This window comes from Streptomyces sp. NBC_01571 (assembly GCF_026339875.1).
Taxonomy (GTDB): domain Bacteria; phylum Actinomycetota; class Actinomycetes; order Streptomycetales; family Streptomycetaceae; genus Streptomyces.
The window spans coordinates 7011364-7035174 of record NZ_JAPEPZ010000001.1 but is presented as its reverse complement, the minus strand read 5'-3'; the positions used below and the strand labels follow the sequence as shown (position 1 = coordinate 7035174).

Genomic DNA, 23811 nt, shown 5'->3' with positions numbered 1-23811 from the left:
CAGCGGGACGTACAGAGGTTAGGTTGGGGTTGCAGGAGAGGGAGGGTCACGGCCAGGTGGAGCGCAGGACGATCGGCGCGGCAACGCTCGATGTGGGGGCGATCGGGCTCGGGTGCATGCCGATGAGCTGGGCGTACACCGGGTCACGGCAGCGCGGCGAGGAGTCGCTGCGCACGGTGCACGCGGCCCTCGACCTGGGGTCGACGCTGCTCGACACGGCCGACATGTACGGACCCTTCACCAATGAGCTGCTGGTGGGCCGGGCGCTGCGGGAACGGCGTCCGGAGGCCTTCGTGTCGACGAAGGTGGGGCTGCTGGTGGGCGAGCAGCACATCGTGGCCAACGGGCGTCCCGGTTATGTGCGGCGGGCCTGCGACGCCTCGCTGCGCCGGCTGCAGACCGACGTGATCGACCTCTACCAGCTGCACCGCGCGGACCCCGAGGTGCCGGTCGAGGAGACCTGGGGCGCGATGGCCGATCTGGTGGCGGCCGGAAAGGTGCGTTCGCTCGGGCTGTGCGCGGTCGGCGCCCGTTCCGCCCGCCGGCCGGGGGCGCGCTCGCACGCCGGGCGGCTGCATGACGGAACGATCCGGCAGTTGGAGCGGGTGCAGCAGGTCTTCCCGGTGAGCGCGGTGGAGGCCGAGCTGTCGGTGTGGTCGACGGAGGCCCTGGACGCGCTGCTGCCGTGGTGCGCCGCGCGCGGCGTGGGTTTCCTGGCGGCGATGCCGCTCGGCAACGGCTTCCTGACCGGCACGCTGACGCCGGGCGGGGGCTTCGAGCCCGACGACGTGCGGGCCCGCCATCCCCGCTTCACCGCCGAGATGATGGCCGCCAACCAGCCGATCGTCGCCGGGTTGCGGCGGGTGGCCCGACGGCACGGGGACGGGGTCACTCCGGCGCAGGTGGCGCTGGCCTGGGTGCTGTCCCAGGGCCGGCACGTGGTTCCGGTGCCGGGGGCCAAGCGGGCGCGCTGGGCGGCGGAGAACGCGGGAGCGGCCGGGCTGCTGCTGACGGCGGAGGATCTGGCGGAGGTGGCGGGGCTGCCCGGGGCTCAGGGGTCGTGGGACTGACGCCTCCCGCGGCCGGCGCTCGCGCATCGGGTGTTCCTGATCGGGAACCCGCGGGACGCGAGCGGTGTATGAACAGTAGGACCGCCACGTCGAAGGGACCTCTGATCGTGCAACGTCGAGTGGTGAAGGCCGCGTTGGCCGCGGCAGCGCTGGTTGTGACGGCCGGCTGTTCCTCCGGCGGCTCGGGAGGCGGATCGCCGAAGGACGGTCTGAACCCGTCGTCGAGCGGTCCGGTGACGGGGCCGGCGTCCTCGGGACGGTCGACCGGGACGGCCGCGCCCGCCAAGGGTTCGGTGAGGGTGGTGCGCACCCTCGCCGAGGGCCTCAAGTCGCCCTGGGGCCTGGCGCCGCTGCCGGAGGGCGGTCTGCTGGTCTCCTCGCGGGACGAGGGGACGATCACCCGGGTGGACGAGAGGACCGGGAGGACGACGGAGCTGGGCCAGGTGCCGGGGGTGGCCCCCGCCGGGGAGGGCGGCCTGCTCGGTATCGCGCTCTCCCCCGCCTACGCCTCGGACCACATGGTCTACGCGTACTTCACGACGGCGTCGGACAACCGGATCGTCCGTATGTTGTACGACGCGAAGAAGCCGCCCGGCGAGCAGCTGGGCGCGCCTGACACGATCTTCAAGGGCATCCCCAAGGGAGTGATCCACAACGGCGGCCGGATCGCCTTCGGTCCGGACGGGATGCTGTACGCGGGAGCGGGCGAGACGGGCACCCGGGGTCTGGCCCAGGACAAGAAGGCGCTGGGCGGCAAGATCCTGCGGATGACGCCGGACGGCGACCCGGCGCCGGGCAACCCCTTCGGCGACTCGGTCGTGTACTCGTACGGGCACCGCAACGTGCAGGGGCTCGCCTGGGACGACAGACAGCGCCTGTGGGCCTCCGAGTTCGGGCAGGACACCTGGGACGAGCTGAACCAGATCAAGCCGGGCGACAACTACGGCTGGCCGGTGGTCGAGGGCAGGAGCGACGACCCGAAGTACCACAACCCGGTCGCCCAGTGGCACACCGACGACGCCTCGCCCAGCGGCATCGCCTACGCCGAGGGTTCCGTCTGGATGGCGGGGCTCAAGGGCGAGCGTCTGTGGCGGGTGCCGCTGAAGGGCACACGGGCCGCCGCCGCTCCGCAGTCCTTCCTGAACGGCAGGTACGGGCGGCTGCGCACGGTGGTCTCGGCGGGCGGCGACAAGCTCTGGCTGGTCACCAGCGAGACGGACGGGCGGGGCAGCCCCGGGAAGGGGGACGACCGGATCCTGGAGCTGGAGGTGAAGTAGGTCCGCGGCCTCAGGGTTCGTCCGGCTCGGACACGGGTTCCTCCGCAGGGTCCGCCCCACCGCGTTCCCGTCCCGGCGGCCGTACGACCACCTTGCCCGAGGACAGATCTATGGGGCCGCGTCCCGGATCACCGTCGTTCAGGTCCACGCGGCTCAGTTCGAGCCGTTTGCGTTCGTCGTCGGTGTGCTTGCGGCCTGGAGCGAAAATCTCCTCGAACATGTTGAACACGGCGCCTCCCTCGGCCCGGATCCCTGCCAGCGTATGCCTCAGCCCGCGGTCCTGGCAGTGGGGGTCTCCTGGGGGAACAGCCGGAGCCGATGGGCCAGTGCCGCCGCCTCTCCCCTTCCCGAGACGTCGAGCTTGGCCAGGATGTTCGACACATGGACGCTGGCGGTCTTCGGGGAGATGAAGAGTTCCTCGGCGATCTGGCGGTTGCTGCGGCCGGCCGCGACCAGGCGCAGCACGTCGCGCTCACGGCTGGTGAGGCCGAGGGCCTGGGCCGGGTCGACCGGGGTCGGGGCGTACGGCCCGGGGGCCCTGCCCAGGGCGAGGCGGGCCCGCTGGGCGAGCAGCGCGACGGCGTCGGCGAGCGGGCGGGCGCCGAGGTGGTCGGCCGCCGCCCGGGCCAGCCGCAGGAGCTCGGTGGCGCGGGCCCGCTCGTCCTCGTCGGCGCCCGTGGTCAACAGGGAGTCGGCGAGGCGGTGGCGGACGCGGGCGAGGTCGTAGGGGCGTTCCAGGCATTCGAAGGACGAGACCACCTCGGCCCACTCGTGCGGGTCGGACACGCCCTCGGCCCGGCGGAGTTCGGCGCGCACCCACCGCTCGTGCGCGTGCCAGACCGGCGCTCCGGTGGCCAGCTTCCTGGCCGCCTCCCGGAGGCCGCGCACGATCTGGTCGCGCCCTGCCTCGGCGGCGGGCAGTCCGCGGGCGTCGGCCTCCGCGGTGGCGGCGGCGAGCAGCAGGGGCCAGCCGTAGCGCTGGGTGCCGGGCGGGAAGCCCGTGTCCAGTGCCTGTTCCAGCACGGTGCGGGCGTCGAGGAGGCGGCCCTCTCCCGCGGCGATGCGGATCGTGCTGCGCGCCAGCGGCAGGGCGTGCTGCGGCATGGGGTCGTGCGTGCCGAAGTGGCCGCGGGCGGCGGCCAGTTGACGTGCCGCTTCGGCGAGGTCGCCGCGGTCGAGGGCGAGGTCGGCCAGGCGCATGGCCCCGCTGCCGGACGGTTTGCCGCTGAGGCCGACCCAGCGCGTTCCGTGCCGCCTCGACGGCTTCGTCCCACTGGCCGAGTGAGCAGAGCGACTCGGCGAGGTTGCCCCACACCCAGGCCTCGGTGTCCAGCAGGCTGTTCTTCCGGGCGAGTTCGGTGCCCTGCCGCAGGATCGGGACGGCCTCGCGGGAGCGTCCGACCGACTCCAGGTGGGACGGCAGGTTGATGTGGAGGCGTCCCGCGACGAGGGACGCGCCGTGCGGCGGCACCTGCTCCTTGACCTCGTACATCTCCGTGATGCCCGCCTCGATGTCCCCCGCGTCGACCATGAGGCCGCCGAGGGTGAGCCGGGCGTTCAGCTCGATGTCCCGGGCGCCGACCATGCGCGCGTACTCCACGGCGCGCTCGGCGGCGAAGAGGGCGCCGGGGCCCGGTTCGTGCAGCATGCACCAGGCGGCGACCAGCGACAGCACCTCGGCGTGGACCGCCGACGGGGGCAGGCCGCGCACCAGGTCCCGGGCGGTGGCGAGTTCCTGCCACCCGTCGCCGCGGGCCTGGGCCGTGATCAGACGCGAGCGCTGGACCCAGAACCAGGCGGCGCGCAGCGGATCGCTCCCGTCCTCCAGGACGTGCAGCGCCCGTTTGGTGATCTTCAGGGCCCTCTCGCGCTCCCCCGACAGCCGGCCGGCGACGGCGGCCTCGGCCATCAGGTCGAGATAGCGCAGGGGCGCCGGGACGTCCGGGGGTCCCTGGGCTGCCGGGTCGTGGCCGCAGGGCGGGAACACCTCCACGTAGTCGATGGGGCGCAGTGCGGCCCGTACGGCTTCCGGGGCGACCTCCCACAGCTCCATCGCCCGTTCCAGGAGCCGGAGCTGTTCGGAGTGGGCGTGCCGGCAGCGGGCCTCGACGGAGGCGTCCAGGACGGCGGGCAGAGCCTTGGCGGCGTCGTGCGCGTGGTACCAGTAGCTGGCCAGGCGCGTGGCGCGCTCGTCGGCCGGTACGAGTGTGGGGTCGGCCTCCAGGGCTTCGGCGTAGCGCCGGCTGAAGCGGGAGCGCTCGCCGGGCAGCAGGTCGTCACTGACGGCCTCGCGGACCAGGGAGTGGCGGAAGCGGTAGCCGTCGCCGCCGGGTGAGGCGAGCAGGATGTTGGCGCCGACGGTGGCGCGCAGCGCGTCGATGAGGTCGTCCTCGGCGAGCCGGGCCACGGCGGCGAGCAGTCGGTACTCGACGGTGGAGCCGCCTTCGGCGACGATCCGGGCGATGCGCTGGGCGCTCTCGGGCAGCCCCTCGACGCGTACGAGGAGCAGGTCGCGCAGCGAGTCCGTGAGGCCCGTGCGGCAGCCCTGGCGGGCGGCGACTGCGAGCTCCTCCACGAAGAACGCGTTGCCGTCGGAGCGTTCGAAGATGTCGTCGACCTGGGCCGGTTCGGGTTCGTGGGCGAGGATTCCGGCGATCTGGCGGCCGACCTCGGCGCGTGTGAAGCGGCCGAGTTCGATGCGGCGGACGGTGCGCAGGCGGTCCAGCTCGGCGAGGAGGGGGCGCAGCGGGTGGCGGCGGTGGATGTCGTCGGCGCGGTACGTGGCGACGACGACGAGGCGTCCGCTGCGCAGCGTACGGAAGAGGTAGGCCAGCAGGTGGCGGGTGGAGGCGTCGGCCCAGTGCAGGTCCTCCAGGGCCACGACGACCGTACGGTCCGCGGCGACGCGCTCCAGGAGGCGGGCGGTGAGTTCGAAGAGGCGGGCCATGCCCTCCTCGTCGGGGCGCCGGCCACGGTCGGTCTCGCCCAGCTCGGGCAGCAGCCGGGCCAGCTCGTCCTCCTGTCCGGCGGCGGCCGCGGCGAACTCGTCCGGGAGCAGGCGGCGCAGGGCGCGCAGAGCGGTGGAGAACGGGGCGAAGGGCAGTCCGTCGGCGCCGATCTCGACACAGCCTCCGCACGCGAAGACGGCGCCCTCGCGGCCGGCCACGGCGGCGAACTCCTCGATCAGGCGCGTCTTCCCGACCCCGGCCTCGCCTCCGAGGAGCAGCGCCTGCGGTTCGCCCCCGGTGCTCGACGCCTGGGCGCCACCGCCGGCGGCGCGGGCGAGCGCCTCGCGCAGGACGCCCAGTTCGTCCGCGCGGCCGACGAACACGGGGCTGACGGATCTGGTCTCCACGGGCCCGAGCATCGCACAACGGTCCGTGGGAGCGGCACTGGTTATCGGGCGGATGGCCATCAGTGCCGGGCCGGGTGCCGGGAGAGCGGCGGGCGCTCTCCCGGGAGGCCGGCCGACCCCCGTGCGGCCGGCCTCCCCCGGCGTCGGAAGGGGGCCGCCCGCGGGGCGGGCGGCCCCCTCGGGCCCGGCGCTCACGCGGCGCGGGCGAACCGGTGCCGGCGGGGACGCGGGCTATGCGCCTGCCCCTCCGTGTCGTTCTGGCCGGACTCGCGCGCGGCGGTGCGGCGGTCGGCACGGCGGCCGCGGAGGGCGTCTCGTACCAGTCGGTGGTTCTGCGCCTCGCGGATCAGCTCGGCGGATCGGATCTGGTGGAGCTCGTACTCGAACATGTCGTACCCCTCGTGAAGAGCCGGTTTCGGCCTCGCTCTGTGCGATGCCTCAACCTTCGTCTCCCAGGGGGGTGCGTCACATCGGGAGAGTGCCGCATCTTGCGCACGCGAAGGGCCTTAGAGCGGCGGCACATCACCTGCGCCGGCTCTAAGGCCCCTCAGAGGTACGGAGGTTCACTTGGTGGAGGGCAGTCCGAGCAGGAGGTCGGAGTACTTGGCGACCGCGAGCACGAGGCCGACGACGCCGAGCGAGACGCCCGCCCAGGCGACGGACTTGATCCAGGCGGCCTGCGGCCTGCCGGGCGCCCCGAAGGCGGGCCGGGCCAGGACCACGACGCCGACGATCAGCGCGGCCAGCGCGAAGAGGCCGCCGACGAGCGCGGTGGTCGCCCAGGCGTCGCCGTACACCTCCTTGACCTGCGTGGCGACGCTCGCGGACGACGAGGTCTGCAGCTGTCCGACAAGGGTCTCGCGGGCGGCGGCCACGGTGGCGACCCAGCTGCCGGTGAGCGACACGATGCCGAGTCCGGCGGAGACGACGGCGGCGGCGCCCTGACCGACGCCGGGGGCGTTCTTCTCCCCGGCCGCGGGGAGGTCCTCGTCCACCGGGGCGTCGTCCTCGGTGTCGTCCTGCTCCTCGGCCTCGGCCGCGGTCTCCGTCTCGGCCTCGGTCACGGCCGCGCCGTCCGGCTTCTCCTCGGTACCGGTGCCGTCCACGGTCTCCTCGTCGCTCTTCGCCTCGGTGCCGTTCGCGTCCACGGCTTCGTCAACTGTCTTGGTTCCCATGTCCCGCACCGTACGGACGGAGTCTGAGAAGTCTCTTAATGATCCCTGTGCCCGCGGGTAACGATCGGCGTACGCGTGCGTGACCGTCGGGCAACGCTCAGTCGCTCGTCCGCGCGCGCGTTGCCCGCCAGTCCCGCGCGAGCACCGACCAGACCTCCATGTCGAGGCGTACGCCCCGGTGGGGGAAGCTCTCCCGCAGTACCGCGTCCCGGGTCATCCCCAGCCGACGGGCGCCGTTCACACTCGGTTCGTTCGCCGAGGCGGCGATCCACTCGACCCGGTGGATCCCGCGTTCCTCGACGGCCCAGTCGATGAGCAGTCGCATCGCGCGCGTGACCAGGCCCCGTCCGGTACCGGCGGGTTCCAGCCAGCAGCCGACCTCGCAGTTGCCCCGGGCCGCGTCGAAGTTCAGGAAGAGCACCCCGCCGACGAGCCTTCCCTCCAGCCACAGGCCGTGCAGGGATCCGGTGTCGGCGGCCCGGTTGTCGGCGTACCGCTGGAGCAGCTCCCGCGCGGACGCCACGTCCGTGGCGCCCGAACCGAACGGGATGTACTGCCCGATGAACTCCCGCCCCCGGTCCAGATGCGCGAGGAACTCCTCGGCGTGCCAGGGCTCCAGGGGGCGCAGTTCCGCGCCGTCGTCACCCAGGGATATCGCGTACATCCTGCTGCTGCTCCTTCTCCGTTGCGTCCGCCGGCTCTGTGTCCGTCGCGGCGGCCGGCCTCTTGTGGAGGCCGACCTCTCATGGGCACTCCGGCGGCTCGGGATGCCTACGGGGGCGGGCGCCGGCCGGGCCGGTGGGCCCCGGTCGCAACGGGGTGCCCGCGACAGGCCTGGGGGGACGCACCGGTCCCGGTGCGTCCCCCCAGGTGGGTGGTGGACGGCTCAGCCCTCGCTGACGCCCAGCTTCTCCAGGATGAGCTCCTTGACGCGGGCCGCGTCGGCCTGGCCCCGGGTGGCCTTCATGACCGCGCCGACCAGGGCGCCGGCGGCGGCCACCTTGCCGCCGCGGATCTTGTCCGCGACGCCCGGGTTGCCGGCGATGGCCTCGTCGACGGCGGCGGTCAGCGCGCCCTCGTCCGAGACGACCTTGAGGCCGCGCTTGTCGACGACCTCGTCCGGGGTGCCCTCGCCCGCGAGCACGCCCTCGATGACCTGACGGGCGAGCTTGTCGTTCAGGTCACCGGAGGCCACGAGCTGCGCCACCCGGGCGACCTGCGCCGGGGTGATGGGCAGGTCCTCGAGGGCCTTGCCCGACTCGTTGGCGCTGCGGGCCAGTTCGCCCATCCACCACTTGCGGGCGGACGTGGCGTCCGCGCCGGCCTCGATCGTGGCGACGATCGCGTCGATGGCACCGGCGTTGAGGATCGACTGCATGTCGTGGGCACTGACGCCCCACTCCTCGCGCAGCCGGTTGCGGCGGGCCAGCGGCTGCTCGGGCAGACCCGCGCGCAGCTCCTCGACCCAGTCGCGGGACGGAGCGACGGGGACGAGGTCGGGCTCCGGGAAGTACCGGTAGTCCTCGGCCTCCTCCTTCACGCGGCCCGAGGTCGTGGACCCGGTGTCCTCGTGGAAGTGGCGCGTCTCCTGGATGATCGTGCCGCCGCTGTCGAGGACCGCGGCGTGCCGCTGGATCTCGAAGCGGGCGGCGCGCTCCACCGAGCGAAGCGAGTTGACGTTCTTCGTCTCGGAGCGCGTGCCGAACTTCTCCCGGCCGTGCGGGCGCAGCGACAGGTTCACGTCGCAGCGCATCTGCCCCATCTCCATGCGGGCTTCCGAGACGCCGAGCGCCTTGATGAGCTCGCGCAGTTCGGCGACGTACGCCTTGGCGACCTCGGGAGCGCGTTCGCCCGCGCCCTCGATCGGCTTGGTGACGATCTCGATGAGGGGGATGCCCGCGCGGTTGTAGTCGAGCAGGGAGTGCGAGGCGCCGTGGATACGGCCGGTCGCGCCACCGACGTGCGTGGACTTGCCGGTGTCCTCCTCCATGTGGGCGCGCTCGATCTCCACGCGGAAGACCTCGCCGTCCTCCAGCTGTACGTCGAGGTAGCCGTTGAAGGCGATCGGCTCGTCGTACTGGGAGGTCTGGAAGTTCTTCGGCATGTCCGGATAGAAGTAGTTCTTCCGGGCGAAGCGGCACCACTCGGCGATCTCGCAGTGCAGTGCGAGACCGATCTTGATGGCGGACTCGACGCCGGTCGCGTTGACGACGGGCAGCGAGCCGGGCATGCCGAGGCAGGTGGGGCAGGTCTGCGAGTTGGGCTCGGCGCCCAGCTCGGTGGAGCACCCGCAGAACATCTTGGTCTTGGTGCCGAGCTCGACATGGACTTCGAGGCCCATGACGGGGTCGTACGTCGCCAGGGCGTCCTCGTACGACACCAGCTCGTCGGTCGTGGTGGTCACGGTGAAAACTTCCCTCTCAGCCCAGCAGGACGTCGTCGTCGCCCAGGCGCTTGAGCTCCCGGTAGAGGATGGCGAGGCCGGTGACGATGGCGGCGGCGGACACGGCCGCGTCGATCAGGCGCAGCGTGTCGTGCTCCGTGCGGGCCTTCTTGGCCTGCTTGGCGACGCCGAGGGCACCGAACGCGGTGGTCGCGATGGACAGGTACGTGCCGGACTTGGACTTCTTGAAGCCCTTGGCCTTGGTCAGAGCCTTACTCACAACGACGGAGCCTCCTCGATCAGCGGGTGCCCCCACTTTTCCACGAAGGCGGCCTCGACGGCGGCGCCGACCTTGTACAGCCTGTCGTCCTTCATCGCGGGGGCGATGATCTGCAGGCCGACCGGGAGGTTGTCCTCCGGCGCGAGACCGCAGGGCAGCGACATGGCCGAGTTGCCCGCCAGGTTGGTCGGGATGGTGCACAGGTCCGCGAGGTACATCGCCATCGGGTCGTCGGCGCGCTCGCCGATCGGGAAGGCGGTGGTGGGCGTGGTCGGCGAGACGATCACGTCCACCTGCTCGAACGACTTCTCGAAGTCGCGGGTGATGAGCGTGCGGACCTTCTGCGCCGAGCCGTAGTACGCGTCGTAGTAGCCGGAGCTGAGGGCGTACGTGCCGAGCATGATGCGGCGCTTGACCTCGTCCCCGAAGCCGGCCTCGCGGGTGAGGGAGGTGACCTCCTCGGCGGAGCGCGTGCCGTCGTCCCCGACGCGCAGGCCGTAGCGCATGGCGTCGAAGCGGGCGAGGTTGGACGAGCACTCGGACGGCGCGATCAGGTAGTACGCGGAGAGCGCCAGGTCGAAGGACGGGCAGTCCAGCTCGACGATCTCGGCGCCGAGGTCCTTGAGCAGGGCGACGGCCTCGTCGAAGCGCTGCACGACACCGGCCTGGTAGCCCTCGCCGCGGAACTGCTTGACGACACCGACGCGCATGCCCGCGACGGAGCCGTTGCGGGCGGCCTCGACGACCGGGGGGACCGGCGCGTCGATGGAGGTCGAGTCGAGCGGGTCGTGACCGGCGATGACCTCGTGCAGCAGCGCCGCGTCCAGGACCGTACGGGCGCAGGGGCCGCCCTGGTCGAGGGAGGAGGAGAACGCCACCATGCCGTAGCGGGAGACGCCGCCGTAGGTGGGCTTGACGCCGACCGTGCCGGTGACGGCCGCGGGCTGGCGGATGGAGCCGCCCGTGTCGGTGCCGATGGCGAGCGGCGCCTCGAAGGAGGCGAGCGCGGCGGACGAGCCGCCACCCGAGCCGCCGGGGATGCGGCTGAGGTCCCAGGGGTTGCCCGTGGGTCCGTACGCGCTGTTCTCGGTGGAGGACCCCATGGCGAACTCGTCCATGTTGGTCTTGCCGAGGATGACGACGTCGGCGGCCTTCAGGCGCTTGGTGACCGTGGCGTCGTAGGGCGGGATCCAGCCTTCGAGGATCTTGGAACCGACGGTGGTCGGGACCCCCTCGGTGGTGAAGATGTCCTTGAGCGCGAGGGGCACGCCGGCGAGCGGTCCGAGCTTCTCGCCGCGCTCCCGCTTCGCGTCGACGGCGCGGGCCTGCGCGAGGGCGCCCTCGCGGTCGACGTGCAGGAAGGCGTGCACCTTCTCGTCGACGGCCTCGATACGGGCGAGGTGGGCCTCGGTGACCTCGACGGCCGTGAGCTCGCCGGCGGCGATCCGCGCGGCGATCTCGGCCGCCGTCAGCCTGATGATGTTGACGTTGGTGTCCGTCATGGTGATTAGTCCTCCCCCAGGATCTGCGGCACCTTGAAACGCTGCTGCTCCTGGGCCGGGGCGCCGGAGAGCGCCTGCTCGGGGGTGAGCGACGGGCGGACCTCGTCCGCGCGCATGACGTTCGTCAGCGGCAGCGGGTGGGAGGTCGGCGGTACGTCTTGGTCGGCGACCTCGCTGACGCGGGCGACCGCGCCGATGATGTCGTCGAGCTGGCCGGCGAAGTGGTCGAGCTCTTCCGCCTTCAGCTCCAGACGCGCCAGCCGTGCGAGGTGGGCGACCTCCTCGCGCGTGATGCCAGGCATGCAGCGATCCTCTGGGTGAGAGTGTGTGGTTTGGCCCAATCCTATGGGGCCGGGGCCGATGCCCGCGCCCGGGTTTGCCCGGGGGGCCTTCCCGCACGTGCGGACGGTGACGGTTCGTATACGAGGGGGGAGTCGCCGGCGGGGCCCCACACCGCCGTCGCGGAGCCGCGCCCCCCGCCGGGAAGAAGCCGCGGACCGGCCGTGGCTGAGCGCGCCCATGGCGGGGACGCCTACCACGCCGCGAAGAAGCCGCGGACCGGCCGTGGCTGAGCGCGCAGTTCCCCGCGCCCCTGGCGGGGACGCCAACCCCACCGTGAAAAACCTGCGGACCGGCCGTGGCTGAGCGCGCAGTTCCCCGCGCCCCTGGCGGGGACGCCAACCCCACCGTGAAAAACCTGCGGACCGGCCGTGGCTGAGCGCGCAGTTCCCCGCGTCCCTGGCGGGGACGACTCCGCCGTGATGAAGGTGCGGGCCGGTCGCCGTGGCTCTGGTGGGGCGCGGGCGCCGGTGGTGGGCAACCGGTCACGGGCGAGGTCCACCTGTCGGGTGACCGTCACGGGTGGTGCGTGGGTGGGAGATGCCGGCGGGAGCCCCACGAACCGCACCCGACGACGAACCGAACCGCCGGAACTACTCCGCGGCCGGCAACGCGGCCCGCGGCCGCTGCCATCCCCGCGACCCCCGCGCCAGCAACCACGCCGTGGCCTCGTCCGGCGGCATCGCCGCGGCGACCAGCCACCCCTGCACCGCGTCGCACCCCAGATCCCGCAGCCGCTCCCACGTCTCGTCGTCCTCGACGCCCTCCGCGACGACCAGCAGCCCCAGCGAGTGCGCGAGGTCCACCGTGCAGCGCACGATCTCCGCGTCCTCGTTGTCGATGGCGAGCCGCGCGACGAAGGACCGGTCGATCTTCAGTTCGCTGACGGGCAGCCGGCGCAGATGGACCAGCGAGGAGTACCCCGTGCCGAAGTCGTCCAGCGACATCTTGACCCCGTGCCCGGTCAGCGCGGCCAGGGTGTCCGCGGCGCGTTGCGGGTCCTCCAGCAGTACGTGTTCCGTTATCTCCAGCTGGAGGGCCCCCGCCGGAACCCCGTGCCGGGCGAGCCGGGCGGCGACCGCGCCGGCGAAGCCGGGGGTGTGCACGTCGCGCGGCGAGACGTTCACCGCGACCGGCACCCACAGCCCCTGTGCCCGCCACCGCGCGACCTGGGCGAGGGCCGTCTCCAGCACGTACTCCGTGAGGTGCGGCATCAGCCCGGACGACTCCGCGATCGCGATGAACTCGTCGGGCGGGACCTTCCCCCGCTCGGGATGCACCCAGCGGACGAGTGCCTCGAGGCCGGCCACCTGTCCGTCGAAGCGGACCTTCGGCTGGTAGTGCAGTTCGACGTCACCGGCGTCCAGGGCCCGCCGCAGGTCCCCCAGCAGACCGAGCCGGTCCGGTGTGTTCGAGTCCCGCTTGGACTCGTAGACCTCCACCCCCGTACGGTCCCGCTTCGCCTGGTACATCGCCACGTCCGCCCGTCGCAGCAGCCCCTCCGCGTCGAGCGCGTGGTCGGGGAAGACGGCGAGTCCGGCACTGGCCTCCAGGACGAGGGTGAGCCCGTCGAGGTCGAGCGGCGAACCGAGCGCGGCGACGAGATTGCGCGCCACCCGGGTGGCCGACGTCGTGGAATCGGCGACGGGCAGTAACACGGCGAACTCGTCACCGCCGAGCCGCGCGGCCTCCGCCCCGCGCGGCAGCGCCAGCCGCAGCCGCTCGGCTATCTGGAGCAGCAGCCGGTCCCCGGCGAGATGCCCCAACGTGTCGTTCACGGAGCGGAAGCGGTCGAGGTCGATCAGCAGCAACGCCGAACGCGCGCCTATGCGTTCGGCGTCGTCCAGGGCCGCCCAGGTGCGCTCGAGCAGCCACTGCCGGTTGGGCAGCCCGGTCAGCGGATCGCGCAGTTGCTCCTCGGCCCGAATGCGCGCGATCCACAGCGTGGAGTCGAGCGCGATCAGGGGGATCGAGAACAGCGGCAGCAGCATGGGCTGCGCGACGGCGACCACACAGATCAGCGGCGCGATGCCGAGCAGGGCGACCGCGACGAGACCCTGCCGGACCAGGGCCGTACGGGCGGCGGTCGGCAGGCCGCCGGTGCCCGGCGCGTGCAGGTACCAGAGCAGGACGCGGGTGACGGCGAGATACGCGGCGGCTACCAGCACCACCTGGGGCGCGGCGTAGAAGTCCCAGCTCTGCGGGTTCCAGGGGGCCTCGACCGACGGCACCCGCCCGAACCCGGCGAGGACGAGCGCTCCGGCGCCGATACCGAGGATGTCGGCCGCACCGTGCAGAATCCCCTGGCGCCAGCGGCCCCGGCGCGCGGCGCCGACCAGGACGACGACGGTCAGGCTGACCATCCCGGCGGCCACCCAGCCGTACAGCAGCAGGACCGCGAGGGTCAGGGCGGCCCCGGAGCCGGTGCCGCCCCACCAGCGGGCGCGGCCGAGGGCGACCAGATGACCGACGATGACGCCGGTCAGCACGGCCAGCGACCAGCCGACCGATCCGGACGGGAAGAGCGCGTGGTGGTCGCTGAACGCCCGGTAGAAGCCGCCGCCCAGGACGAGCGCGGCCAGTGCGACGACCGCCGCGGGCAGCGTGGGCCAGGAGGTGGGCCGTTCGGGATCGTGGCCGGGCAGGCCCGAGCCGCGCCCGGCGGGGTACCGGCCCGCGGTGGTGACGGTGGCGGTGAAGGGGGTGTGGTCCCGCTCGCCCGCGCCGGGGCGCGTCGACGACCGTCCCGTCCGGAGGCCCGCCATCCACGCGCCGGTCGTCCGGCGCAGGCGCAGCCGTACGTCCGGGGCGGCGCTCTCGGTCGGTTCCATTCCCGTCCCTCTCACAGCCGGCGGTGCCCACGCCACGCGGCCCGTTGTCGGCGACAACCGCCAACGGCACCGCGTCTCAAGAACTCGTCCCCCGGCTCTTCAGGAGCAAGGGGATGCCCCAACCGCAGCCGGGCACGGCAGGTGCACACCTCAACAGTAGGCCGCAGAAGGCTTCCACGGGCAGCGGTCGACGACGGTTGCCCGAATGCGCCCCGGCCACCCGTATGCATCTGATATGCGCCGAACGGGTGGCCTTCAACCGCTACTCCTCGGTCGGAAGCGCGACTTCCGCGGCCGCCTCCGGTCCCTGTTCGAGCAGAACGGCGAAGCCGTCCTCGTCCAGGACCGGGACCTTGAGCTGCATGGCCTTGTCGTACTTCGATCCAGGATTCTCGCCCACCACGACAAACGATGTCTTCTTCGAAACAGAACCGGTCACTTTCGCTCCCTGACTCTGCAGGGCGTCCTTCGCGCCGTCGCGTGTGTGGTGTTCGAGTGTGCCGGTGACGACGACGATGAGTCCTTCGAGCGGGCGCGGCCCCTCGTCCTCTCCGGAACCCTCGTCCTCCATACGGACGCCCGCCGCCCGCCACTTGCGGAGGATCTCGCGGTGCCAGTCCTCCGCGAACCACTCCTTGACCGAGGTCGCGATGATCCCGCCGACCCCGTCGACCGCGGCGAGTTCCGCCTCGGTGGCCTGCTCGATGCGGTCGATGGAACGGAACGCGCGGGCCAGCGCCTCGGCGGCCACCGGGCCGACGTGCCTGATGGAGAGTCCGTTGATGAAGCGGGCGAGCGGACGGTTCTTCGCCTCGGCGATGTTGTCCAGCAGGGCGAGCGTGTTCTTCTTCGGCTCACCCTTCTGGTTGGCGAAGACCGTGACGACCTTCTCCTCACCGGTCTTGGGGTCCCGCTTGGGCAGGCCGCTGTCCTGGTCCAGGACGTACGCCTTGATGGGGAGCAACTGCTCGGCCGTCAGGTCGAAGAGGTCGCCCTCGTCGACGAGCGGCGGGGCGGCGGGCTCCAGCGGACGGGTCAGCGCCGCCGCGGCCACGTTGCCGAAGTGCTCGATGTCGAGGCACTCCCGGCCCGCGAGGTAGGAGACGCGCTCTCTCAACTGGGCCGGACAGGCACGGCTGTTGGGGCAGCGCAGGTCGATGTCGCCTTCCTTCATGGCGCGCAGCGGTGTCCCGCACTCGGGGCACTCGGCCGGCATCACGAACTCCCGCTCGGTGCCGTCGCGGAGATCCACCACCGGCCCGAGGATCTCCGGGATGACGTCGCCGGCCTTGCGCAGCACGACCGTGTCCCCGATGAGGACGCCCTTGGACTTCACGACCTCCTGGTTGTGCAGGGTCGCGAACTCGACCTCCGAGCCCGCCACGGTGACCGGCTCGACCTGCGCGTACGGAGTGACGCGCCCCGTCCGGCCGACGCCGACCTTGATGTCGACCAGCTTGGTGTTGACCTCTTCCGGCGCGTACTTCCAGGCGATGGCCCAGCGTGGCGCCCGCGCCGTGGAACCGAGGCGCCCCTGGAGACGGATCTCGTCGAGCTTGACGACGACCCCGTCGATCTCGTGCTCCACGGAGTGCCGGTTCTCCCCGTAGTACGCGATGAACTCCCGTACGCCGTCGAGGTCGTCGACCACCTTGGCGTACCGGGTGGTCGGCAGTCCCCAGGAGTGCAGCAGCTCGTACGCCTCGGAGAGGCGGGTCAGTCCCTCGAAGCCCTCCAGGGCGCCGATGCCGTGGACCACCATGTGCAGCGGGCGGCTCGCGGTGACCCGGGGGTCCTTCTGACGCAGCGAACCCGCCGCCGCGTTGCGGGGGTTGGCGAAGGGCTTGTCGCCGGCCTCCAGCAGACGGGCGTTGAGCTCCGCGAACTTCTCCATCGGGAAGTAGACCTCGCCGCGGATCTCCACCACGTCCGGGAAGTGGTCACCCCGGAGACGGTCCGGGATCTCCGCGATCGTCCGCACGTTGGGCGTGATGTCCTCGCCCGTACGCCCGTCGCCACGGGTGGCCGCGCGGGTCAGACGGCCGTGCTCGTAGGTGAGATTGACCGCGAGGCCGTCGACCTTCAGCTCGCACAGGAAGTGGTACGCGGAGGCTCCGACGTCCTTCGCGACACGCTCCGCCCAGGCGGCGAGCTCCAGGTCGCTGAAGGCGTTGTCCAGCGACAGCATGCGCTCGCGGTGCCGCACGGACGTGAACTCGGTCTCGTACGCGCCCGCGACCTTCTGGGTCGGGGAGTCGGGGGTGCGCAGCTCGGGATACCGCTCCTCCAGCGCCTCCAGGGACCGCAGCAGCTTGTCGAACTCCGTGTCGCTGACGACCGGCTGGTCCTTCACGTAGTACCGGAAGCGGTGCTCCTCGATCTGCTCGGCCAGCCGCGCGTGCTGCTCGCGCGCCTCGGCGGGCAGGGGGTTGGGCTGTGCGTCCTTGTCGCCGGCCACCGTGTTGTCCTCCCGTTACTCTGGGTTGTCCGCGAGGGATCTCGCCGCCCGGACGCAGTGGGCGAGCGCCCGGCGCGCGTACTCGGGGGAAGCGCCCGCGAGTCCGCACGACGGAGTGACCGTGACGGCCTCCGCGAGAAGCCCCGGGTGCAGCCCCAGCCTGCGCCACAACGTCCTGACACCCATGACGCTACCGGCAGGGTCCGACAACGGGCCGTCCGTGCCGGGGACGACACCGGCGAGGAGCCGGGTGCCGCCCTCCACCGCCTCGCCGATCGCGTCGTCGTCACGTTCGGTGAGCAGGCTGAGGTCGAAGGAGATGCCCGCGACGCCCGACCTGCGCAGCAGTTCGAACGGCACGTCGGGCGCGCACGAGTGCACCACGACCGGGCCGTCGGTGTGCACCCCCACGACGTCCCGCAGCGTGGACTCGACCAGTTGCCGGTCGACGGCGCGGTGGGTGCGGTATCCGCTCGCGGACTTCACCTGACCGCGCAGGACGGCGATGAGCGAGGGCTCGTCGAGCTGCAGCACGACCTGGGCGCCCGGCACCCGGCGCCGTACCTCGTCGAGATGGGTGCGCAGGCCCTCGACGAGCGAGCCGGCGAGATCGCGGCAGGCCCCGAGGTCGGACAGGGCCGCCTCGCCGTTCCTCAGCTCCAGCGCGGCCGCCAGCGTCCACGGCCCCACGGCCTGCACCTTCAGCGGCCCCTCGTACCCCTGGGTGTACTCCTCCAGCGCGTCGAGGTCCTCGCCCAGCCACGACCTGGCGCGCCGGGTGTCCCGCCCCGGCCGGTCCCCGATCCGCCACCCGCTGGGCTCCACGCGCGCGTACAGGTCGACCAGCATCCCGGCCGTCCGCCCGATCATGTCGGCGCCGGGGCCGCGCGCGGGCAGCTCCGGCAGATGGGGGAAGTCGTCGAAGGACCCGGTGACGGTTCTGGCGGTCTCCCGCGCGTCACTACCCGGCATGGACCCGACACCGGTGGCGGCACCGAACCCGAACTCGCTGTTTTCGCTCACCCGCGAAGCGTACGTAACCCCGCGGGGTGCTACGCGGTCGAGCCGTGCGCACCGTGCGGCCGCGGAGACCCCACCCGCCCGCGCACCGTGGGGCAGCGGTGACCCCACGCGCCGCTCCGGGCCCTCGTCAGCGCCCCGGTCGCACCGTCAGGTCGTTGACCTCCGCGTCGCGCGGCAGGTCCAGGGCCGTCAGGATCGTCGTCGCGACGGACTCCGGGTCGATCCACTTCGAGGCGTCGTACGGCTTGCCCTCCTGCTGGTGGACCTTGGCCTGCATGGGGCTCGCGGTACGGCCGGGGTAGACCGAGGTGACCCGGACGCCGTTGCCGTGCTCCTCGTGGCGCAGCGAGTCCGCGAGGGCCTTCAGACCGTGCTTGGAGGCGGCGTACGCGGACCAGTCGGCGTTGGCGCTGAGGCCGGCGCCGGAGTTCACGAAGAGCACGTGGCCCTGGGCGAGGCGGAGTTGGGGCAGGAAGTGGCGGGTGAGCTCGGCGGGGGCGATCAGGTTGACGTTGAGCTGGTGGCGCCAGGACTTGGGGGTCAGCTCGCCGACCGGGCCGAGATCCACCACCCCCGCGATGTGCAGGAGCGAGTCGACGCGGTCGGGCAGGGACTGGTGCGAGAACGCCCAGGAGAGCTTGTCCGGGTCCCCGAGGTCGCCGACCAGCGTCTTCGCCCCCGGGTACGCCGCGCCGAGTTCCTTCGCGCGACCGGCGTCGCGCGCGTGCAGCACGAGTTCGTCCCCGCGCGCGTGCAGCCGGCGGGCGACGGCCGCGCCGATGCCGGAACCGGCCCCGGTGATCAGATGTGTAGCCATGGACGCCATGCTCGCATCACCGGGTGCCCGCACTCTCCTCCAGGTAGGCCAGCGCGCCCACCGGCTCCTCGGCGAAGAACACCAGGTCGATGAGCGGCCTCGGCAGGAAACCCTCGGCCTCCATGCGCCGGAACTGTTCCTTCAGGCCGTCGTAGAAGCCCGCCGTGTTCAGCAGGACCACCGGCTTGTCCGTCCGCCCGTGCTTCTTCAGCTCCAGGATCTCGGTCGCCTCGTCGAGCGTCCCCGTGCCGCCGACCATCACCACCACCGCGTCGGCCTTCTCCAGGAGCAGCGCCTTGCGTTCGGCGAGGTCCCGGGCGATCACCATCTCGTCGGCACCCGCCCGCGCCCTGGCCGCCAGGAAGTCCACGGAGACACCCACCAGCCGTCCGCCCGCCTCCTGGACGCCGTCGGCGACCACCTTCATGAGGCCGACGTCGGAACCGCCCCACACCAGGGTGTGGCCCCCTTTGCCGAGGAGTTCCGCGAACTCGCGCGCGGGGCCCGTGTAGCGGTCGTCGAGGTCGGCGGCGGAGAGGAAGACGCAGATGTTCATGTGTTCACGGTACGTGGGAAGAACCCGGGCCCCGCGGGTGCTTTCCCGGTATGACCCAAGGACACACGATCACCATCGAGCAGGGCACCCAGCGCGTACGCGTCGTGCACGGCGGCCAGGTCCTCGCGGAGAGCGACCGGCCGCTGCTGCTGCGCGAGACGGGCTGTCCGGTGCGCTACTACATCCCTCCGCAGGACGTCCGCCTGGATCTGCTGACGGCCTCCGACACCCACACGCACTGCCCCTTCAAGGGCGACGCGTCCTACTGGTCCCTGCCCGACGCCCAGGACCTCGTCTGGTTCTACCCCGAGCCGAAGCCGGACGTCGCGCAGATCAAGGACCACCTGTGCTTCTACGAGGTGGAGGTTCTGTAGGTCCCGTCGGGTCCCATCGTCGGACCGATGAGTTCCCGGCCGCCGGGCGGTCTCCCCAGGCATGGACAAGAAGGTTCTCTCGCGCGACGGGACACCCCTCGCGTACGAATGTCACGGTGACGGCCCGGCGGTCGTGCTGGTGGGCGGAGCCCTGTGCACGGGTGCCACGCTGGAGCCTCTCGCGCGGGCTCTCTCGGACCGCTTCGGCGCCGTCACCTACGACCGCCGGGGACGCGGTGCCAGTGGCGACACCGCGTCGTCCTGGACGGTCGCCCGTGAGGTCGAGGACATCGCGGCGCTGATCGAGGCGTGCGGGGGTACCGCGTCGCTGTACGGCGTCTCGTCGGGCGGTGCGCTGGCCCTCCGGGCGGCGGCGAGCGGGCTGCCGGTCGACGCGGTCGCCGTCTACGAGACGCCGTTCGCCCTTCACGAGGAGCGCGGCAAGGAGCGCCGGGAGTACACCGAGCGGCTGACCGAGCTGCTCGGGCAGGACCGGCGCGGGGACGCCCTGGAGCTGTTCATGGCGCTCACCGGCATGCCCCCGGAGACGGTCGCCGGCGCCCGGCGGTCGCCCGGGTGGGCCGGCCTGGAGGCGATCGCTCCCACCCTCGCGTACGACGACGCCGTCATGGGCGACGGTCTGTTGCCCCGGGAACTGCCGGCCTCCCTGCCCATGCCGGTGCTCGCCGTCGCGGGCGGCGCGAGCCCCGCGTGGATGCGCGAGGCCGCGCGGGCCGTCGCGGACGCGGCACCCGAGGGGACGTACCGGGTGCTGGCGGGGCAGACCCACAACGTGGACACCGCGGCCCTCGCCCCGCTCCTGGGGGAGTTCTTCGGGAGCCGCGGCGGGAGTGGCGGGACCCGTTAGGGGGAGCCCCGAAACCGGCTGGGGGCGGAGGCGCGACCGGCCGGACCGGCTAGACCGACGCCGTCGCGCGCGTGGTCGTCGCGATCGTCGCCGAGCCCACCACGCGCGTGCCGTCGTACAGGACGATCGCCTGGCCGGGCGCGACCCCGCGGACCGGCTCGGTGAACGCGACCTCGAGCCCGCCGTCGACGAGTTCGGCGGTGACCGTCGTCTCGCCGCCGTGGGCGCGGAGCTGGGCGGTGTACGTGCCGGGGCCGGCCGGGGCGCCGCCGCACCAGCGGGGCTTGATCGCCGTCAGCGCGGAGACGTCCAGGGACGCCGCCGGGCCGACCGTCACCCTGTTGTCCACCGGCGAGATGTCCAGGACGTAGCGCGGCTTGCCGTCGGCGGCCGGGGTGCCAATGCGCAGGCCCTTGCGCTGGCCGATGGTGAAGCCGAACGCGCCCTCGTGGGAGCCGACGACCGCGCCGGACTCGTCCACGATGTCGCCCTCCGCCTTGCCCAGACGGTTCGCGAGGAAGCCCTGGGTGTCGCCGTCCGCGATGAAGCAGATGTCGTGCGAGTCGGGCTTCTTGGCGACCGCGAGGCCGCGGCGCTCCGCCTCGGCACGGATCTCGTCCTTCGTGGTGAGTGTGTCGCCGAGCGGGAACAGCGCGTGCGCGAGCTGGCGGTCGTCGAGGACACCGAGGACGTACGACTGGTCCTTGGCCATGTCGGAGGCGCGGTGCAGCTCGCGTGTGCCGTCCTCGTTCACGAGCACCTTCGCGTAGTGGCCCGTGCAGACCGCGTCGAAGCCGAGCGCGAGCGCCTTGTCGAGCAGGGCGGCGAACTTGATCTTCTCGTTGCAGCGCAGACACGGGTTCGGGGTGCGCCCCGCCTCGTACTCGGCGACGAAGTCCTCGACCACGTCCTCACGGAAACGCTCGGCGAGGTCCCACACGTAGAACGGGATGCCGATGACGTCGGCGGCGCGGCGGGCGTCCCGGGAGTCCTCGATGGTGCAACAGCCGCGCGCGCCGGTGCGGAACGACTGGGGGTTGGCGGAGAGCGCGAGGTGCACGCCCGTCACGTCGTGGCCGGCTTCCGCCGCGCGGGCGGCGGCGACGGCGGAGTCCACGCCGCCGGACATGGCGGCGAGGACGCGGAGGGGGCGGGGGCGCGGCGAGGTCTCAGTCATAGCTCCTCCAGGGTACGGGGCGCCGGGAACCGATTCCCGCGAGTATGCGTTGAGGATCGCGACGGGGAGCGATAGGGGACGAACACGATGAGCGGAGCCGCGCAGGAGGCGCCGGAGACGAGGGGGACGCCGGACCGGGAGACACCGGGCCGGGAGTCGCCCGAGTGCGAGCCACCGGACCAGGGCGCGAAGGACCGTGGCGCACCGGATGCGAAGGGGCGGCCGGGCAGGGACGGCGACCGGCGGGTCGGGCGGCGGACGCTGCTCATCGGTGGCATGGCGGCCGCCGTGGGCACGGCGGTGCTCGCGCGGGGCGAGCTGGGGCACCTGTGGTGGCGGCTGCCCGGCGTGGAGAAGCCCCGCGAGGAGGGCGTGGTCGACTTCCGGGGCGCCCAGTGGGTGGCGGCGTCGAGTGCGAACTGGCGACGGGCGGACCGGCCCGACGACTACGCCGTGGACCGGGTGGTCATCCATGTCACCCAGGGCAGCTACCGCAGCGCGGTCAAGGTCTTCCAGGACCCGGGCCACGGCGCGGCCGCGCACTACATCGTCCGCAAGGACGGTCACATCACCCAGATGATCCGCGAGCTGGACGTGGCGTTCCACGCGGGCAACCGCGGGTACAACGAGCGGAGCGTCGGCATCGAGCACGAGGGCTTCGTCGAGCACGCCTCGTCGTTCACCGACGCCATGTACCGGGCGTCGGCGCGGCTGACGGCCGGGATCTGCGCCCGCTACGGCATCCCCGTCGACCGCGAGCACATCATCGGACATGTGGAGGTGCCCGGCACCGACCACACCGACCCCGGGCGCTACTGGGACTGGGACCGGTACCTACGGCTGGTGCGCCAGGCGCGCACCGCGGCGGAACCGACCGGCACCGCGGCGGGGCCGACGCGCACCTCCAGGAGGTGACCGCCGACGCGCACCGCCGTCGTGTGACCGCCGTCGCGTGACCGCCGTCGCGTGACCGCCGTCGCGTGACCGCCGTCGCGTGACCGCCGGGGAACACGTTCCCCGCGCGGGCACGGACCACGACGGGGCGGGCTGAGCCCCCCCCCCCCCCCGCGTGGCAGCCCCCCCGCGTGGCAGCCCCGGGTCACCGGGGGGTGGCGGTCAGGTCAGGCCCGCCGTCCGCGCCCGCTCGACGGCCGGACCGATGGCCTTCGCGACCGCCTCGACGTCCGCCTCCGTGGAGGTGTGGCCGAGGGAGAAGCGCAGGGTGCCGCGGGCCAGGTCCGGATCGGCCCCGGTGGCCAGCAGGACGTGGCTGGGCTGGGCGACGCCCGCCGTGCACGCGGAGCCGGTGGAGCACTCGATGCCCTGCGCGTCCAGGAGCAGCAGCAGGGAGTCGCCCTCGCAGCCCGGGAACGTGAAGTGCGCGTTGGCGGGCAGCCGGCCCGCGGGATCGGGGTCGCCGCCGAGGAGGGCGTCGGGCACGGCGGCGCGTACGGCTTCGACCAGGTCGTCGCGGAGTGCGCCGATCTCCCGTGCGAACCACGCGCGCTGCTCGGTGGCCAGCCGGCCGGCGACCGCGAAGGACGCGATGGCGGGCACGTCCAGGGTGCCGGAGCGCACATGGCGTTCCTGACCGCCTCCGTGCAGGACCGGTACGGGGGTGTACTCGCGGCCGAGCAGCAGCGCGCCGATGCCGTACGGGCCGCCGATCTTGTGGGCCGAGACGGTCATCGCGGCGAGGCCGGAGGCCGCGAAGTCGACGGGGAGCTGTCCGAAGGCCTGGACGGCGTCGGAGTGCAGGGGGACGCCGAACTCAGCGGCGACGTCGGCGAGTTCACGGACCGGCAGGACGGTGCCGATCTCGTTGTTGGCCCACATCACGGTGGCGAGGGCGACGTCGTCGGGGTTGCGGGCGATGGCCTCGCGCAGGGCGTCGGGGTGGACGCGGCCGTAGGGGTCGACGGGCAGGTACTCGACCGTCGCGCCCTCGTGTTCGCCGAGCCAGTGGACGGCGTCGAGAACGGCGTGGTGTTCCACGGGGCTCGCGAGCACCCGGGTGCGGGCCGGGTCCGCGTCGCGGCGGGCCCAGTACAGGCCCTTCACGGCGAGGTTGTCGGCTTCGGTGCCGCCGGAGGTGAGGACCACCTCGCTGGGGCGGGCGCCGAGGGCCTCCGCGAGGCTCTCGCGGGCCTCCTCGACGGTACGGCGGGCCCTGCGGCCGGCGGCGTGGAGGGAGGAGGCGTTGCCCGTGACGCTCAGCTGGGCGGTCAGTGCCTCTACCGCCTCCGGGAGCATCGGGGTGGTCGCGGCGTGGTCGAGGTAAGCCATGGTGGCCCTGATTCTACGGGCCTCCGCTCCCCCGCTTTCG

General features: G+C 72.7%; 20 protein-coding genes and 1 pseudogene. 5 read left to right on the top strand and 16 right to left on the bottom strand.

The genetic code is table 11. From position 1 onward, the window contains the following. Positions 1 to 56: 56 nt before the first annotated feature. Both OHB41_RS31790 and OHB41_RS31785 read left to right on the top strand, forming a co-directional pair. Entirely contained in the window at positions 57 to 1070 is a 1014-nt protein-coding gene (locus OHB41_RS31790; protein ID WP_266701527.1) for an aldo/keto reductase, read from the top strand. Positions 1071 to 1138: 68 nt separating this feature from the next. Next, complete coding sequence (locus OHB41_RS31785; protein ID WP_266701525.1) at positions 1139 to 2347, top strand: PQQ-dependent sugar dehydrogenase; 1209 nt, start codon at positions 1139 to 1141, stop codon at positions 2345 to 2347. Positions 2348 to 2357: 10 nt separating this feature from the next. Here OHB41_RS31785 and OHB41_RS31780 read toward each other — a convergent pair whose 3' ends face one another. The 14 genes and pseudogenes from OHB41_RS31780 to OHB41_RS31715 form a co-directional block, all read right to left on the bottom strand. Further along, positions 2358 to 2567 (bottom strand): DUF6191 domain-containing protein, encoded by a 210-nt coding sequence (locus OHB41_RS31780; protein ID WP_526025070.1) that lies wholly within the window; start codon positions 2565 to 2567, stop codon positions 2358 to 2360. A 47-nt stretch (positions 2568 to 2614) separates the two neighbouring features. Beyond that, positions 2615 to 5714, bottom strand: a pseudogene (locus OHB41_RS31775) (helix-turn-helix transcriptional regulator). A 179-nt stretch (positions 5715 to 5893) separates the two neighbouring features. Further along, on the bottom strand, positions 5894 to 6091 hold the full coding sequence (locus OHB41_RS31770) for a hypothetical protein (protein ID WP_266701517.1): 198 nt from the start codon (positions 6089 to 6091) through the stop codon (positions 5894 to 5896). Positions 6092 to 6265: 174 nt separating this feature from the next. Next, the gene (locus tag OHB41_RS31765) at positions 6266 to 6877 is read right to left on the bottom strand and encodes a hypothetical protein (protein ID WP_266701515.1); all 612 of its coding nucleotides are present in this window, start codon (positions 6875 to 6877) and stop codon (positions 6266 to 6268) included. 97 nt (positions 6878 to 6974) lie between these two features. Continuing rightward, positions 6975 to 7541, bottom strand: coding sequence for a GNAT family N-acetyltransferase (locus OHB41_RS31760; RefSeq protein ID WP_266701513.1), 567 nt, complete (start codon positions 7539 to 7541; stop codon positions 6975 to 6977). A 222-nt stretch (positions 7542 to 7763) separates the two neighbouring features. Next, entirely contained in the window at positions 7764 to 9281 is a 1518-nt protein-coding gene (gene gatB / locus OHB41_RS31755) for an Asp-tRNA(Asn)/Glu-tRNA(Gln) amidotransferase subunit GatB (protein WP_266701511.1), read from the bottom strand. Positions 9282 to 9297: 16 nt separating this feature from the next. Further along, positions 9298 to 9540, bottom strand: a complete 243-nt coding sequence (locus tag OHB41_RS31750) for a hypothetical protein (protein ID WP_153288465.1) — start codon at positions 9538 to 9540, stop codon at positions 9298 to 9300. Continuing rightward, positions 9537 to 11042: an Asp-tRNA(Asn)/Glu-tRNA(Gln) amidotransferase subunit GatA gene (gatA, locus tag OHB41_RS31745; protein ID WP_266701506.1), complete on the bottom strand. Its 1506-nt coding sequence runs from the start codon at positions 11040 to 11042 to the stop codon at positions 9537 to 9539. Before gatA ends, OHB41_RS31750 begins: the two co-directional genes overlap by 4 nt. Before the next feature lie 5 nt (positions 11043 to 11047). After that, positions 11048 to 11344 (bottom strand): Asp-tRNA(Asn)/Glu-tRNA(Gln) amidotransferase subunit GatC, encoded by a 297-nt coding sequence (gene gatC, locus OHB41_RS31740; protein WP_010984178.1) that lies wholly within the window; start codon positions 11342 to 11344, stop codon positions 11048 to 11050. Positions 11345 to 11974: 630 nt separating this feature from the next. Continuing rightward, positions 11975 to 14212 carry a putative bifunctional diguanylate cyclase/phosphodiesterase gene (locus OHB41_RS31735; RefSeq protein ID WP_266701504.1) on the bottom strand — a complete coding sequence of 746 codons (2238 nt, stop codon included), beginning with the start codon at positions 14210 to 14212 and terminating at the stop codon, positions 11975 to 11977. A 262-nt stretch (positions 14213 to 14474) separates the two neighbouring features. Next, on the bottom strand, positions 14475 to 16670 hold the full coding sequence (ligA, locus tag OHB41_RS31730) for an NAD-dependent DNA ligase LigA (RefSeq protein WP_266701502.1): 2196 nt from the start codon (positions 16668 to 16670) through the stop codon (positions 14475 to 14477). Positions 16671 to 16685: 15 nt separating this feature from the next. Further along, entirely contained in the window at positions 16686 to 17693 is a 1008-nt protein-coding gene (locus OHB41_RS31725) for a methionine synthase (RefSeq protein ID WP_266701500.1), read from the bottom strand. 127 nt (positions 17694 to 17820) lie between these two features. Beyond that, the gene (locus tag OHB41_RS31720) at positions 17821 to 18519 is read right to left on the bottom strand and encodes an SDR family oxidoreductase (protein WP_266701498.1); all 699 of its coding nucleotides are present in this window, start codon (positions 18517 to 18519) and stop codon (positions 17821 to 17823) included. A 7-nt stretch (positions 18520 to 18526) separates the two neighbouring features. Beyond that, positions 18527 to 19066 (bottom strand): LOG family protein, encoded by a 540-nt coding sequence (locus OHB41_RS31715; RefSeq protein WP_168530352.1) that lies wholly within the window; start codon positions 19064 to 19066, stop codon positions 18527 to 18529. A gap of 50 nt (positions 19067 to 19116) precedes the next feature. Here OHB41_RS31715 and OHB41_RS31710 point away from each other — a divergent pair, with 50 nt between their 5' ends. Continuing rightward, positions 19117 to 19440 (top strand): DUF427 domain-containing protein, encoded by a 324-nt coding sequence (locus tag OHB41_RS31710; RefSeq protein WP_266701496.1) that lies wholly within the window; start codon positions 19117 to 19119, stop codon positions 19438 to 19440. Between the two features lie 61 nt (positions 19441 to 19501). Then, positions 19502 to 20308: an alpha/beta fold hydrolase gene (locus OHB41_RS31705; protein WP_266701495.1), complete on the top strand. Its 807-nt coding sequence runs from the start codon at positions 19502 to 19504 to the stop codon at positions 20306 to 20308. Positions 20309 to 20357: 49 nt separating this feature from the next. Here OHB41_RS31705 and mnmA read toward each other — a convergent pair whose 3' ends face one another. Continuing rightward, a complete protein-coding gene (gene mnmA / locus OHB41_RS31700) occupies positions 20358 to 21485 on the bottom strand; it encodes a tRNA 2-thiouridine(34) synthase MnmA (RefSeq protein ID WP_266701494.1) in 1128 nt (375 codons plus the stop codon). A gap of 87 nt (positions 21486 to 21572) precedes the next feature. On the opposite strand from mnmA, the gene OHB41_RS31695 reads away from it, so the two are divergent. Continuing rightward, on the top strand, positions 21573 to 22400 hold the full coding sequence (locus OHB41_RS31695; RefSeq protein ID WP_266701493.1) for an N-acetylmuramoyl-L-alanine amidase: 828 nt from the start codon (positions 21573 to 21575) through the stop codon (positions 22398 to 22400). Positions 22401 to 22601: 201 nt separating this feature from the next. Here the strand turns inward: OHB41_RS31695 and OHB41_RS31690 are convergent, their stop codons facing one another. Next, the gene (locus tag OHB41_RS31690; protein ID WP_266701492.1) at positions 22602 to 23771 is read right to left on the bottom strand and encodes a cysteine desulfurase family protein; all 1170 of its coding nucleotides are present in this window, start codon (positions 23769 to 23771) and stop codon (positions 22602 to 22604) included. Between the last annotated feature and the right edge of the window lie 40 nt (positions 23772 to 23811).

Bases quoted from the DNA above. Each gene is read 5' to 3' on its own strand.
- OHB41_RS31785 (WP_266701525.1), top strand. From the start codon at position 1,139: ATGAACAGTAGGACCGCCACGTCGAAGGGACCTCTGATCGTGCAACGT.
- OHB41_RS31780 (WP_526025070.1), bottom strand. From the start codon at position 2,567: ATGTTCGAGGAGATTTTCGCTCCAGGCCGCAAGCACACCGACGACGAA.
- OHB41_RS31770 (WP_266701517.1), bottom strand. From the start codon at position 6,091: ATGTTCGAGTACGAGCTCCACCAGATCCGATCCGCCGAGCTGATCCGC.
- OHB41_RS31765 (WP_266701515.1), bottom strand. From the start codon at position 6,877: ATGGGAACCAAGACAGTTGACGAAGCCGTGGACGCGAACGGCACCGAG.
- OHB41_RS31760 (WP_266701513.1), bottom strand. From the start codon at position 7,541: ATGTACGCGATATCCCTGGGTGACGACGGCGCGGAACTGCGCCCCCTG.
- gatA (WP_266701506.1), bottom strand. From the start codon at position 11,042: ATGACGGACACCAACGTCAACATCATCAGGCTGACGGCGGCCGAGATC.
- gatC (WP_010984178.1), bottom strand. From the start codon at position 11,344: ATGCCTGGCATCACGCGCGAGGAGGTCGCCCACCTCGCACGGCTGGCG.
- OHB41_RS31735 (WP_266701504.1), bottom strand. From the start codon at position 14,212: ATGGAACCGACCGAGAGCGCCGCCCCGGACGTACGGCTGCGCCTGCGC.
- OHB41_RS31720 (WP_266701498.1), bottom strand. From the start codon at position 18,519: ATGGCGTCCATGGCTACACATCTGATCACCGGGGCCGGTTCCGGCATC.
- OHB41_RS31715 (WP_168530352.1), bottom strand. From the start codon at position 19,066: ATGAACATCTGCGTCTTCCTCTCCGCCGCCGACCTCGACGACCGCTAC.
- OHB41_RS31710 (WP_266701496.1), top strand. From the start codon at position 19,117: ATGACCCAAGGACACACGATCACCATCGAGCAGGGCACCCAGCGCGTA.
- OHB41_RS31705 (WP_266701495.1), top strand. From the start codon at position 19,502: ATGGACAAGAAGGTTCTCTCGCGCGACGGGACACCCCTCGCGTACGAA.
- mnmA (WP_266701494.1), bottom strand. From the start codon at position 21,485: ATGACTGAGACCTCGCCGCGCCCCCGCCCCCTCCGCGTCCTCGCCGCC.
- OHB41_RS31695 (WP_266701493.1), top strand. From the start codon at position 21,573: ATGAGCGGAGCCGCGCAGGAGGCGCCGGAGACGAGGGGGACGCCGGAC.
- OHB41_RS31690 (WP_266701492.1), bottom strand. From the start codon at position 23,771: ATGGCTTACCTCGACCACGCCGCGACCACCCCGATGCTCCCGGAGGCG.